Source organism: Thomasclavelia spiroformis DSM 1552 (genome assembly GCF_025149465.1).
In the GTDB taxonomy this organism is placed as follows: domain Bacteria; phylum Bacillota_I; class Bacilli_A; order Erysipelotrichales; family Coprobacillaceae; genus Thomasclavelia; species Thomasclavelia spiroformis.
The window spans coordinates 89,846-104,956 of record NZ_CP102275.1 but is presented as its reverse complement, the minus strand read 5'-3'; the positions used below and the strand labels follow the sequence as shown (position 1 = coordinate 104,956).

The window sequence follows — 15,111 nt, the reverse complement described above, 5'->3', positions numbered from 1 at the left end:
TTATTTACAAAACAATCTTTTTTTAAACAATTAGATAAATTACGACAATCTATTTTTAAAATCATCATAACCAAATTCTCTAATTACCTTTAATTTATCACCTTGTTTTAAAACAATGCTAGGTAAATTCATTCCATTAAAAGTATTATTTTTTACCATTGAATATATTGCCATATCTTTAAACCATAATTGTTGACCAATTTTTAATGGCTGATCAAAAGAATAATCACTAATAACATCACCAGCTAAACAAGTTGGACCGCCCAAACGATATGTATACTTTTTAACTCTTGGCTTATCACTATCAATAATATCAGGACGATATGGCATTTCTAAAACGTCAGGCATATGACAAGCAGCTGACGTATCCATAATTGCAATAACGATACCATTATTAATAATATCTAAAACGCTTGATACTAAAAATCCCGCATTTAATGCAACTGCTTCACCTGGCTCTAAATATACTTGTACCTGATATTTTTCTTTAATTTCATTAATTACATTAATCAATGTTTCAAGATCGTAATCATCACGAGTAATATGGTGCCCACCACCAAAATTAAGCCATTTCATCTGATATAAATATTTTCCAAATTTCTCTTCAACCGCTTTTATTGTTGTAACTAAATCATCGCTATTTTGTTCACACAAAGTATGAAAATGTAAACCTTCGATTCCATCTAATAAATCTTCTTGGAAGTTTTCTAAAGTTACACCCATTCTTGAATATTTTGCACACGGATCATAAATTTCATGACCTACTTGAGTAGAACATTCTGGATTAATTCTAATTCCGCATGAAGTGTTCGTCTTTTTAGCAAGTTCTTTATATTTAGCCCATTGATTAAATGAATTAAAAACAACATGATCACATATATTCATAATTTCTTCAATTTCATCATCACGATAAGCAGCACTATAAACATGATTTTCTTTTTTCATTTCCTCATATCCTAATTTTGCTTCAAATAAACCACTTGCTGTTGTTCCATCTAAATATTTTCTAATTAAAGGATAAACACTAAACATTGAAAAACATTTTTGAGCTAACAAAATTTTACATCCTGTTTTTTCTTTTACATAATGAAGAACTTTTAGATTTTTTTTCAAAAGTTCTTCATCAATTAAATAATACGGCGTTTTCATTAGTCCACCAATACTGGATTACGATCTTCAATCCATGGTAATCCCCATTTATTTAAAGCATCCATGAATGGATCTGGATCAAATTCTTCAACATTATAAACACCCTTTTTTTTCCATTTACCTTGTAACAATAACATAGCTCCAATCATCGCTGGTACACCGGTTGTATAACTAACTGCTTGTGAACCAACTTCTTTATAACATTCTTGATGATCACATACGTTATATAAATAATATTTTTTATATTCACCATCTTTTTTACCTTGGAAAATACATCCGATATTTGTTTTACCAACAGTACGTGGTCCTAAACTAGCCGGATCTGGTAAAACTGCTTTTAAAAATTGTAATGGAATTATTTGTTTTCCTTCAAATTCAATTGGTTCAATTGATGTCATTCCAACATTTTCTAAGCATTTTAAATGTGTTAAATAGCTTTGGCCAAATGTCATGAAGAAACGAATTCTTTTAATTCCTGGAATATTAAGACCAAGTGATTCTAATTCTTCGTGGTGTAATAAATACATATCTTTTTTACCAACTTGAGCAAAATCATATTCACGTTTAATTTCCATTGGTTTTGTTTCAACCCAATGACCATCTTCAAAGTAACTTCCATTAGCTGAAACTTCACGAATGTTAATTTCTGGGTTGAAGTTTGTAGCAAATGGATAACCATGATCACCACCATTACAATCTAAAATATCAATATAATTAATTTCATCAAACTCATGTTTTAAAGCATACGCACTAAACACACCAGTAACCCCTGGATCAAATCCACACCCCAAAATCGCAGTTAATCCTGCTCTTTCAAATTTTTCACGATATGCCCATTGCCAGCTATATTCAAATTTAGCAGTATCTTCTGGTTCATAATTTGCAGTATCAATATAATGACATCCAGCAATTAAACAAGCATCCATAATTTTTAAGTCTTGATATGGTAATGCTAGATTTAAAACTACTTCTGGTTTAAAGTCTTGCATTAATGCTACTAATTCATCAACGTTATTAGCATCAACCTTAGCTGTATGAATAATTGTTTTTGTTTTATCTTGTAATTCTTCTTTTAATTTATCGCATTTACTTTTTGTTCTTGAAGCAATCATAATTTCTTCAAATACTTCGCTATTTTGACAACATTTGTGAATTGCAACTGAGGCAACTCCACCACAACCAATAATTAATGTTCTTTTCATTTATTTCTCTCCTTTATTCATTGCTAATAATAATTCTCTTAATACTTTACAAGCTATCGCTGTTGAAGCGCCACTTGAATCATAAATTGGTGATAGTTCATTAATATCCATCGCTACTACATTTAATGAACTTACTTTAATGATTGCATCTAATAACTCATGAAAATTAACACCACCTGCTTCTGGTGTTCCAGTTCCTGGAAAAACACTAGGATCTAATACATCAAGATCAATTGTAAAATAGACTGGATACCCTTGACTTTCTTTAATTGCTAGTTCTAAATTATTAAAATTAAATTTATTTAAAAATGTATGTTCTTTAGCCCAATAAAACTCAGTTCGTTCACCGCTACGAATACCAAATTGATAAATTCTATGATCACCAACTAAATCATAAGCTCTTCTAATTACTGAAGCATGAGATAATTTTTCTCCAAGATATTCATCACGTAAATCAGTATGGGCATCAAAGTGAATAATTCGTAAATCAGGATATTTTTCGTATACAGCTTCAATAGCCCCTAAACTAACTAAATGTTCACCACCAATCATACATGGCAGTTTATTAGCATCGATAATTTTTTTAGTTGTCTCTTTAATCATATCTAAGGCTTTACGAGGATTTCCAAATGGCAATTCTAAATCACCACCATCGAAAACACTAATATCTTCTAAATCTTTATCTTGATAAGGACTATAGGTTTCGATACCAAAAGATTCCTTACGGATCGCACTTGAAGCAAATCTGGTTCCTGGGCGATAGGATGTAGTACTATCCATTGGAGCCCCAAAAATTACACAACTTGCTTCTTCAAAAGAAGCGTCTAAACCAATAAAAGTTTCAATATTTTTATTCCACATCTCTAAGTAACTCCTCAACATAATTTGGCAAAGCAAATGCTCCTACATGTATTCCGGTATTATAATATCTAGTTTGCATTCCCCGAGCATTCCATTTTGTCTTTTGAAAATCCTTGATTGGATGATATTTTTTGGAAGCAAAACCAAATAACCAATGTCCTGAAGGATAAGTTGGAATATGCGCTTGATATACTCTAGAAATTGGGAAACTTTCAACAATTCGTTTATGAGCACGTTGCATTGCAACAGCATCATCTTGATAAAATGGACTTTCATGCTGATTTACCATAATTCCCGTTTCATTTAATGCTTTAAAGCAGTTCCCATAAAATTCTTTTGTAAAAAGTCCTTCACCTGGTCCAAATGGATCTGTTGAATCAACAATAATTAAATCATATTCATTTTCTTTAGTACGAACAAATTTTAAGCCATCTTGATAATATATATTTAATCGCGGATCATCAAAACAACATGCTGTAGTTGGTAAATATTTTTTACTTACCTCAACAACTAATTCATCAATTTCTACCATATCAATTGTTTCAATTGTTTCATAACGGCATAATTCACGAATCACACCACCATCACCGGCACCTATAACTAAAACTTTTTTTACATTAGGATGTACTGCCATAGGAACATGAACAATCATTTCATGATAAATGAATTCATCTTTTTCTGTTAACATCATATAACCATCTAATGCTAAAAAACGTCCAAACTCTTTAGAATCAAATATATCAATTCTTTGAAATTCACTATGACCACTAAACAACTGACGATCAACTTTAATCGAAAACTTAACACCTTTAGTATGTCTTTCACTAAACCACAATTCCATTATTTCACCTCTTCCTTTAAAACATTAAGATTATTTATTTCCATATCTTCTGGTCCGGTCATAAAACAACCTTTATCTTTAGCATATTGAATATAATCTAAAATTTCTTTAGTTATTTTTTCTCCTGGTGCTAAAATTGGAATCCCTGGCGGATAACACATCACAAATTCACTACAAACTCGATCAACACTTTGCATTAATGGCAATGATTCTTTTTCACCATAAAAAGCAGCTTGTGGCGAAATAACTACTTCCGGATTAATATATTCATGATCAAGCATCCCACTACGGTCTTTTTTAAATCTTCTACGAATTTCTGAAAGTGCTCCAACTAAACGCTCAATATTAGCTTCACTATCTCCAACTGAAATATAAGCTAATACATTTCCAATATCACCAAATTCAATTTGGATACCATATTCATCACGCAATAAGTCATATACTTCAATACCCGCTAATCCAACATCTAAAGTAAAAATAGACAATTTAGTAACATCAAAATCATAAACACTATCACCATTGATTAATTCTTTGCAATAAGCATAATAATCACCAATCTGATTGATTTCTTCACGAGCATAATGTGCTAAACGTTTTACTTTACTAAAAATTTCTTTACCATTTAAAGCTAGATTTTTACGTGACATATCTAAACTTGCCATTAATAAATAAGAACCACTAGTTGTTTGGGTTAAATTAATAACCTGACGAACATAATCAGCATTTACATTAGGTCCCAATAACAAGAATGAACTTTGAGTTAAACTACCACCTGATTTATGCATACTAACACTTGCCATATCAGCTCCTGCTTCCATTGCTGACATTGGTAAATCATCACTAAAATAAAAATGGGTTCCGTGAGCTTCATCAACTAACGCCAACATGTTATGTTCATGAGCTAATCTAACAATTTCTTTTAAATTTGAACAAATCCCATAATAAGTTGGATTATTAACTAAAATTGCTTTAGCATCAGGATTATCAATAATTGCCTGTTTTACTTGATCAATTGACATACCTAATGAAATTACTAAACGCTTATCAACTTCAGGATTTACATAAATAGGAATCGCACCAGTTAGAATCATCGCATTAATTGCACTACGATGAACATTTCGTGGCATAATAATTTTTTCTCCGGCTTTAACACTGGCCATGATCATACTTTGTACTGATGATGTCGTTCCTCCAACCATAAAGAATGCATGGGCTGCATTAAAGGCATCAGCTGCTAATTGCTCAGCTTCTTTAATTACTGAAACTGGATGACATAAATTATCTAATGGTTTCATTGAATTAACATCAACACTCATGCATTTTTCACCTAAAAAATTAGTTAATTCAGGATTTCCTTTACCATGTTTATGTCCTGGAACATCAAAAGGTACTAAACGATCTCGTTTCATTTGCTGTAATGCCTCATAGATGGGCATTCTACTTTGATCTAATTTCATTGTAGCCTCCTAAAAAATATTACTTCCACTATAAATTTCAATCATTTCTTGACGTAAGTTATTAGTTATCTCCAACCTCACTTTTGGAGGTAATTCATATATATCTGTTTTAAATAAATAATTTTGTAAGTCAATTTCTTTAATCAACATCTTTGTATGAAATAAATTGGCTTGATACATGTTAATATCAGTTGCGTCATACTTATTTAATATTTTTGGATCAATAAATTGTTGTATTGAAGACATCGGATTATCCATAAATAATTTTTTCCCCTTAATATCTCGAGTAAAGCCACGTACTCGATAATCCATCGTAATAATATCTGAATCAAAACTACCAATTAAAAAATCTAATGTTGATAACGGTGAAATTTCTCCACAAGTAGAGACATCAATATCTACGCGAAAAGTCGCAATACTAGTTTCGGGATGATATTCTGGGTATGTGTGTACTGTAATATGACTTTTATCTAAATGAGCTAAAATAATTCGATCATCTACTTCTTCCATTTCATCCTGACGACTTTCTAACATATTATTTTCAGCTAAAAGCATGGTAACACTTGCACCTTGAGGATCATAATCTTGCTTCGATACATTTAATACATGAGCACCAATCATCTTGGCTACTTCATATAATATATCAGTCAAACGTTTGGAGTTATATTGTTCATCAATATAAGCAATATAATCTTTTTGCTCACGTTGACTTTTAGCATAACAAACATCATAGATATTAAAGCTTAAAGATTTAGTTAAATTATTGAAACCATACAATTTTAACTTCTCATTCATTTTATTTTCCCTTCTTTACAAAAAAACTCAAGCAGGTGCTCCCACTTGAGTATCAATACAATATAACAGACTAATTAAAAATATTTTTAATTCTAGAGTCTATATAGCAAGAATTACTTTTACTACTCTTATTGATTGTTTCACAAGTGTGATGCGCCTTAGCACACGGTTGTATAGTTACCAACTCAATATTTATTTCTAAATATCAACTTATAAAATTTGAACTTTCGTTCTATCAATAAGGCAACAAAGTTGCCAATCCGGCATTTGACCCAGCTGTCCGTATGGCTTTGGCTCATTTAATGAGTGGTCAAAAATTCTTGCAAAAAAATAACCTTTTGCATAACTAGATTATATATAATAAATATTTAAAAATCAATCAAAATTTTAATAAATTAAATTATTTGTTTATTTAATTAAACTTTTTTATAATGAAATCAAAATAAAAAGTATAGATTTAAAATGAGCCTCCATTATTTAGAGATCCAAATAACAGAGCTCATTTTACAATTTACACTCTTCTTTTAAGATAATTTTTTAATCCTCTTTTCGTTTTTTGCTTACAGCTAAGTATGCTAGCGCTACTACAGAAGCACCTAAGGTTGTTACACAAGTAAAATCAGTTGCATCGCCTGTTTTAACACTTGTAGTATCTCCATTATTTAATGGAGTTTTTACTGTGTTATCTACTGTTGTATTTGCTTCTAAGCTATCGATTGCTTTTTCTAATGTAGCTTTTGCACTAGCTACTTCTTCTTGAGTTGCATTTGGATTTTCATATACTACTTTTGCTTCATCTAATGCTTTTGTATAATTTGCAACATTTAATCCATTTGCTTGATTAATCAAGTCTTCTAATAGACTCTTATCTGGAACTAATCTTAAGTTCAAGAATGCTGTTACTAAATTTGTATATGCTTCATTTACTTCTGGTTGCATTGCATTTACATCTTCATATACACCATTTGCCACTACTAATGCATCATTAAATTGTGCCCATGTAGTTTCTGTATATTTAGTTAAATCTAATCCTGTAACATCATCAATAAATGCTTTTAATGCTGTTTTATTTCCTTTAAAGAATTCTAATTTTTGCATTGCACTTGCAAGTCTGTCAAATGCCACGTTTACTTCTTCTTGAGTGGCACTTGCATTATTGTAAACTTCATTAGCTTCATCTCTTGTTGCTTTGAATTCATCAACTACAACAGGAATAACATTTTCTAAATCTTTATCAGTAACTGTATTAGCTAAATCAATTGCAATCTTTAAAGCAGTTTTATTTGTTATTGGTATTAATGATAAACGTGCTTCTTCGAGTGTTTTACATGCCTGGTCAACTATTTCTTGAGTAAGTAAACTATCTTGTTCATCTAAATCTTTTTGAATATTTTTTGCATTTGATAATGCATTAATAAAATTATCTTTTTCATTACCATCTTGATATTGTGATAAATCATAATTATTTGATAAACTGATTTCTTTATCCAAATTTTCTCTATTAATTGGTTCTACTTTATCAAGGTTTTTAAATCTTTCTGTAAAATCAAATTCAAAAGTTATATTATCACTAGGATCTTGAGTAATATTTAACTTATCAAAAGGAAATAATTTTTTCTCATCATCATTTAAAATTCCATCATTTTCTATTTTATTATCTAATATATCCATTTTCTTTTGTACCCATGGTGAATAAGACTGAAAAGATATTTCTTTATTTAATTCATCAAACTGCATCAAACGAATTATTCCATTACCACCATAAGGCTCAAATTGATAATTAACTATTGTATTTAAAACAGGATGTCCATAATCATTATTAATAATCTTTGCATCACGATATGTTACATGCCCTTCTATAAACATAAATACTTGATCATATTTTTTTACAAAATCATTTGTGATATTTTTATTATTATCATCAAAGTGAGTAATTATTACTGTTGGCAAATTATCAAATGTTGTTAAAATATTATTAATCCATTCACGATCTTGATCTATTTGTTCACTATTATAAGGAATTGTAAGAAATAGATAATTGTATGATCCACCTTTAGTAATCGCATATTTTGAATATCCTGATGGTCCTGCTCCTTGATATGCTGGATTATTTTCATATCTTTGTGCCCCAAAGTATTTTAAATATATACTTGAATCATGATTCCCATCAGTTAATAAATATGATATATTGTTTTTATCAAAAATTGAATATGATTCACTAGCACGTTTAAATTCTGCTTCCGTACCATCTTGTGTTATATCTCCTACACCAAGTGTCATAGCGATATTATAATCATTGGCATTTTCTGCAATCCATTCATTTTGAGCGTCTAAAACTGCTGGCTTGTATTGCGTTGTATATTGTGGGTCTGGAATAATTGCAAAATTATAGTTTTTCTTTGTTTCTAGAAAATTTGTTTCATTATTATTTCCCACAATATTATAAGCATCATCAACAATATGCTCAGTTACTAAATAGTCGTCTGGAGCTACCAAACCTGATGATAATCGAATTTCTTGGATTTGTCCTTTAAAAATACTATCACCACAAGTTTTTTCATCAAATGTTTCACCATCACTCCAATATGCTGTTCCTACGACCCAACCTAATCCTAAATCAGCTAATCCACGTTGGTTTTGTGTAGTATTACAACGTAATACCACTATCCCATCAACAATCATAGTAGTAACATTACTATCATTTTTTACTACAATATGATGAAACTTATTTCGTTGAATTCCACCGGCATCTGACCATGTAGTTGGATTATTTTTTATCTCTGGATTATTTGTATAAAAATTCCATTGTAGCTCACCAGAACTAGATACATTCAATCCCCCATTAACTTCTGGTTCACCTCCAGTTAATTCATTTTGTTTTGCGATACCACGCTTACCAAAAATACTACTCCATCCACTAATATCATCACTTAATTTAATAATAAATTCAAACGTATATCCTTCATCAAATGTTTCGTGAGTAATAGGTGCATTTTCAACAGTTTGAAAAAATGCTCCTATTTTTTTATCATTTCCACTTGTTCCTTTAGGACTCATTAATAAACTTTCACTTTCACCATCAATGCTATCATCTACAAATTCCATGTAGTCACTTGCTGACTTTCCTGATTCAACTCTTTCAGTATTAACAATTAAATCATTTCCGTTACCACTTGCATCTTTTAAAATTAAGTTATTCTGTTCAAATGATGTTCCTTCTTGAACATAACTACTATCAAACTGCCAGTCTGATATAACTTTAGCGTTGTTATTTTTTGCAAGTACTATCAAATTACTTGACATTGCAATTGTAACTAATGCTACAATTGCAGAATTAAATATTTTCTTTAAATTCATCTACTATCCCTCCAATTAACACCCCCATTATGCCATATTGCAATTAAACTTAATTACATTATTTATTTAAATTTATGTAAAAAATTTGAAAACATATTTTGTTTAAATATAAAAAGTATAGATTATCAAACATATCTTTATCAGACATACCTGATTTTCTATACCTTTTATTTAATTATTTAATTTTACTTATTTTTTTCTTTTTTAAAAATACTATAACACTTAATGATGAAATTAATCCAAGTGTTCCTAACACACTAATATCATCACCTGTTTTAACACTTACTGTTGTATCACCATTATTTACTGATGCACTTACTGTGTTATCTGCTGGTGTATTTACATTAGCTTCTAAGCTATTGATCGCTTTTTCTAATACATCTTTTGCATTATCAACTTCTTTTTGTGATGCATTATCATCTGCTAATATGTTTTTAGCATTTGCTAAAGCATCATTTACAACTTGAACTGTTGCCTTAGTATAGCTAGCTAAGTTTAATCCTTCAGCTTTATTAATTAAGTCTTCTAATAAGCTCTTATCTGGAATTAATCTTAAATTCAAGAATGCTGTTACTAATTCTTTATATGCATTATTTACTTCTTCTTGCATTGCATTTTCATCGTTATATACAACATTAGCTTCATTTAATTCTTTTTCAAATGCTGCCCATGTATCCGTTGAATATTTACTTGAATCTAAGCCACTCACTTTATTGATAAATGCTTTTAATGCTGTTTTATCACCTTTTACAAAGTCTAACATATGCATTGCACTTGCAAGTCGATCAAATGCATTATTTATTTTTTCTTGAGTTGCACTAGTATCATTATAAACAACATTAGCTTCATCTCTTGCTGCAATAAATTCATCTGCTACTACTGGTATTACGTCTTTTAAATCTTCATCAGTAATTCCATTAGCTAGATCAAGTGCAATCTTTAATGCAACTTTATCTGTTTCTTTTGCTTCTAAATAAATATCTTCTAACCAATATTTTCCTGCTTGTTGATCATTGTTGAATAAATAAATCTTTCCGATATCCTCAGGTACTTTTGCTGTTGATCTAAATGCATAATTTACAGCTATTTGAATCTCTTCTTGTTGTGGTGGAGTTACGTATACATCATAAGTCTTTTCTTCTAGGTTTATTGATACTCGAATATGATACTTTTTATTCTTTTCAAATTCTACATTACTTTGAACATATCCTTTACCATTATACACTCCTATTTTTCCATCTTTATACATTCTAATAATAATTGGTACTTGTGAATATCCTGTATAGTTTGAATCACTGCTTCCTATTCCCACTATTACATTTGTTTGTGATGGTGATAAAACCGTTACCATATCAAATTCTACATTCACTGGATCTTTTGTACCTGGTCCAATTAATCGACTTGCTGAAATTGCTCCTGATGTATTTGCTTCTACTGAAATTAAAGCATCTTTTGATGGTTTTAAATATTCTCCTAAATAAATATCCTCCAACCAATATTTCCCAGCTTGTTAATCATTGTTGAATAAATAAATCTTTCCAATATCCTCAGGTACCTTTGCTGTTGATCTAAATGCATAATCTGTAGCTATTTGAATCTCTTCTTGTTGTGGTGGAGTTACGTATACATCATAAGTCTTTTCTTCTAGATTTATTGATACTCTAAGATGATACTTTTTATTCTTTTCAAATTCTACATTACTTTGAACATATCCTTTACCATTATATACTCCTATTTTTCCATCTTTATACATTCTAATAATAATTGGTACTTGTGAATATCCTGTATAGTTTGAATCACTGCTTCCTATTCCCACTATTACATTTGTTTGTGATGGTGATAAAACCGTTACCATATCAAATTCTACATTCACTGGATCTTTTGTACCTGGTCCAATTAATCGACTTGCTGAAATTGCTCCTGATGTATTTGCTTCTACTGAAATTAAAGCATCTTTTGATGGTTTTAAATATTCTCCTAAATAAATATCCTCCAACCAATATTTCCCAGCTTGTTAATCATTGTTGAATAAATAAACCTTTCCAATATCCTCAGGTACTTTTGCTGTTGATCTAAATGCATAATTTACAGCTATTTGAATCTCTTCTTGTTGTGGTGGAGTTACGTATACATCATAAGTCTTTTCTTCTAGATTTATTGATACTCTAAGATGATACTTTTTATTCTTTTCAAATTCTACATTACTTTGAACATATCCTTTACCATTATATACTCCTATTTTTCCATCTTTATACATTCTAATAATAATTGGTACTTGTGAATATCCTGTATAGTTTGAATCACTGCTTCCTATTCCCACTATTACATTTGTTTGTGATGGTGATAAAACCGTTACCATATCAAATTCTACATTCACTGGATCTTTTGTACTTGGTCCAATTAATCGACTTGCTGAAATTGCTCCTGATGTATTTGCTTCTACTGAAATTAAGGCATCTTTTGATGGCTTTAATTCATCTTCTGGTTTTGTATAATCAAAACGAATCGGATATTCTGGACGTTTAGGATATTTTCCTTCTGTTAATCCAATATCTAGTAAATCAATTAGTTTTGAATCTATACTAGAATTAAATAAATTTGTTTTATAACTAATGACAGTTATATTATTTTTTACAGATAATAATTTTAACTTCCCTGTTACTTGACTAAGTTCATTCATTGATAAGTAAGTTATATTTTCATAGATTATCTTATCTGTCATCTTATCAATAATATCTTGTCCATATACTTCTTCAATAAATTGCTGTGGCACATAAATTTTATTATCATTTTTTATTGTTTTTAATTCTGTACCAGTAACTAATTCTCTTATTTCAGAATTAACTACCGCATATTTTGAATCTTCTTTTACAGCTACTGCGCTAATCATCTTTTTATTTAATGCTGGTTCAACATCATCTGTTACATAACCTTGTTCAACTAATTTAGATAATTCTGATAAAAACATTACTGTTGCTGCTGGAGCATAACTTTGAGAAGATCCTATTCCCAAAGAACATTTTGGATTTGGATAAGCGCTAATTAATTCTGAACGTCCTACTAAACCATCAGGTCTAATCGCATTTGCATTTAGTCCTAAAAAAGCCTTTTTTACTGCTGGATAATAAGTTTCCTTATCCAAAAGTCCATTATTAATTCCCCAAGTTAAACCGTATGCAAAGAAAACTGTACCACTAGTTTCTGAACGAATATCATGATCATAATCATCTAAATTCATTCGCCAAAAACCATCATCTCCTTGTACTTCAATTAATGTTGCAGCCATTTTTTTAAAAACTGCTTCATATTCTTTACGGTCATCTTGACGACTATCTGGTAAGTCCTGTAAAACTTTTGTAAGTGCAGCCATTGCCCAGCCATTACCTCTAGACCAAAAAATTTTTTTACCATTTGGACTAATTTTTTGGTTATTTCCATCTCCATTTGGATCATATTGAGCATTAGGATCAAAAATATAGTTTTTATCTCGATAAAATAATCCAGTTTCTTTATCATAAAGCTCTGCTTTACGATCATCATATAATTCTCGTAACTTATCCAACCATTTTTCCTCTCCGGTTAAAAGATACATTTTTGTCCAGTTTGGTAATTCCATATAAAAGAAATCAATTCTATCCCAATATCCTTTTTCTGTTTTTAAATCATTAATATCCATTTGCTCCATTTCATTCATGATAGAAACTACGTTTTTAATTTTTTCATCATTAGGATCAAATTTCTTATCAGAGGTTATTGAAAACATATCTAGATATGTTTGAAAACTAGTATGATTATCGGGAAAATATTTACCAATTCTACTATTATCAGCTTTCGTATTCCATGCACTACCATTATAAATATTATTACTTCCCCATCGGTTTGCATAATCAGTATAGTTTTCATCACCAGTTAAATAATATGCTTCCATATTACCTGTATAAAATACAGATGGTGCCCAAAACTCACTTGTTATTGAATGACCATGATTATAATTACTCGCATCGTTTCCAGTATTACCACCTGTTTTAATCCAATAGTCATTTACTTTTTGAGCTAAATTTACTAAGTTTTTTGCCGATGGTAAAGTTGCTTGTTCATAACTAGCTTCTTTCCCCCATACTTTAAATTCAGTTAATGCAGAAAATTTTCTTCTTCCATCGACTGGTATAGTTTCTTCACTAATAGGTAAGTCTTTTAATCTTACCCATGATACTATTTTCTTTTCTGGTAATTTAATTGTTTGTGGAGAAGCTAATTTCTTCAATGTAATTGGTAACTCTGTTCCATCAGAAAATTCTAAAGTAGCACTTGACCAATTAATATCATGATCATTTGCATTATTAGGCTGAGGTAGGTTCCATTGTGCTCTTAATGTAATATCAATTTGATCAATTTCTACATATCTTCCAAATAAAACTGAAAATTCAGAATCTATTTCTTCATTTCCACACCCCCAAGACTGATATGGAAATGATACATGTGATGCATTATATTCATATCCATCAATCGCATTTCTTGGTTCAAATTCACGTTTATTATCAGTTACACGATTTGCATATGCATGTGGAAAAACATTACTATCACTTTTTTTATTTGCACCTGAAAGAGAATTATCATTTCCACGTAAGTCAAATGGGTTTAATGCTAAATTTCTTCTTGCGTTTATTTCTTCTTGTGTTGCGACTCTTGCTGTAATCACTTTTTCAGTATTACCAGATGTTGAAAATGCTCTTGAATCATAGGGCCAACTTCCACCACATAATGTAGTTCCATTAGCATCAGTTCCGCTTGTTCCTGGAATAACAAAGCGAAATTCATCATTCATTAAATAAACTAATGTTTCTCCATATTCAAGTGATGACATGTCAATTGGTCTAACTGTCCCTTCTACTTGTTCTTGTACAGCCATACCTGTTGATTTAGGTGTACCACAATATTTATCTAATTGTACCATTAAATAATGAACACCTTCTGGTGCTGTAATTACAATTTCATCCCCATTTGTTCTTGTACTTGATCTTTTATAATTTCTTGTATGTGTTAATTTATTGTATCCAGTTTCTACTGTCTTTCCATCTTGAATTAATTCAATTTTTACATCTTCACTTGATGATGATAAATTATTTGCATAAATATTAATACTAGATGTACCTATCAACATAGATACAATTAAAGTAAATAAAAATATTTTCTTTATCATTCTTCTCATAATCCTTTCCCTTTTTTTAATTTCAATTTATTAAATATTTATTTTTATATATTCTATCTTTTCCTCCCTTCTATATTACCAATTAGTAACTAATAAAATACACGCCATCAAATGTATGCGTTTACATTTATTGTAACATATATAATATACTTTTAAAATATACTCAAATATATTTAATTAAAATTTATTAAATTGATTATGATTAAATATTTTTAGAAATTAAAAAACCTAACTCTAAGA

At 29.9% G+C, this 15,111-nt stretch carries 10 protein-coding genes; all 10 read right to left on the bottom strand.

What is annotated here, in order from left to right; all coding sequences use genetic code 11:
• Nucleotides 1-39: 39 nt before the first annotated feature.
• Nucleotides 40-1,149, bottom strand: coding sequence for a carboxynorspermidine decarboxylase (gene nspC, locus NQ543_RS00450; protein ID WP_004610776.1), 1,110 nt, complete (start codon nucleotides 1,147-1,149; stop codon nucleotides 40-42).
• Nucleotides 1,149-2,351: a saccharopine dehydrogenase family protein gene (locus NQ543_RS00445; protein WP_004610777.1), complete on the bottom strand. Its 1,203-nt coding sequence runs from the start codon at nucleotides 2,349-2,351 to the stop codon at nucleotides 1,149-1,151. Before NQ543_RS00445 ends, nspC begins: the two co-directional genes overlap by 1 nt.
• Entirely contained in the window at nucleotides 2,352-3,212 is an 861-nt protein-coding gene (gene speB, locus NQ543_RS00440; RefSeq protein ID WP_004610778.1) for an agmatinase, read from the bottom strand.
• The gene (speE, locus tag NQ543_RS00435) at nucleotides 3,202-4,053 is read right to left on the bottom strand and encodes a polyamine aminopropyltransferase (protein WP_004610779.1); all 852 of its coding nucleotides are present in this window, start codon (nucleotides 4,051-4,053) and stop codon (nucleotides 3,202-3,204) included. The genes speB and speE overlap by 11 nt, the downstream gene beginning before the upstream one ends.
• Complete coding sequence (locus NQ543_RS00430; RefSeq protein WP_004610780.1) at nucleotides 4,053-5,510, bottom strand: aminotransferase class I/II-fold pyridoxal phosphate-dependent enzyme; 1,458 nt, start codon at nucleotides 5,508-5,510, stop codon at nucleotides 4,053-4,055. The genes speE and NQ543_RS00430 overlap by 1 nt, the downstream gene beginning before the upstream one ends.
• 9 nt (nucleotides 5,511-5,519) lie before the next feature.
• Complete coding sequence (speD, locus tag NQ543_RS00425; protein ID WP_004610781.1) at nucleotides 5,520-6,305, bottom strand: adenosylmethionine decarboxylase; 786 nt, start codon at nucleotides 6,303-6,305, stop codon at nucleotides 5,520-5,522.
• Nucleotides 6,306-6,842: 537 nt separating this feature from the next.
• Nucleotides 6,843-9,662 (bottom strand): LamG-like jellyroll fold domain-containing protein, encoded by a 2,820-nt coding sequence (locus NQ543_RS00420; protein ID WP_004610782.1) that lies wholly within the window; start codon nucleotides 9,660-9,662, stop codon nucleotides 6,843-6,845.
• 175 nt (nucleotides 9,663-9,837) lie between these two features.
• The gene (locus NQ543_RS12085; RefSeq protein ID WP_004610783.1) at nucleotides 9,838-11,154 is read right to left on the bottom strand and encodes an FIVAR domain-containing protein; all 1,317 of its coding nucleotides are present in this window, start codon (nucleotides 11,152-11,154) and stop codon (nucleotides 9,838-9,840) included.
• Nucleotides 11,155-11,172: 18 nt separating this feature from the next.
• Nucleotides 11,173-11,658: a hypothetical protein gene (locus NQ543_RS00410; protein WP_004610784.1), complete on the bottom strand. Its 486-nt coding sequence runs from the start codon at nucleotides 11,656-11,658 to the stop codon at nucleotides 11,173-11,175.
• A gap of 18 nt (nucleotides 11,659-11,676) precedes the next feature.
• A complete protein-coding gene (locus tag NQ543_RS00405; protein ID WP_004610785.1) occupies nucleotides 11,677-14,871 on the bottom strand; it encodes a glycoside hydrolase family 88 protein in 3,195 nt (1,064 codons plus the stop codon).
• Nucleotides 14,872-15,111 lie beyond the last annotated feature (240 nt).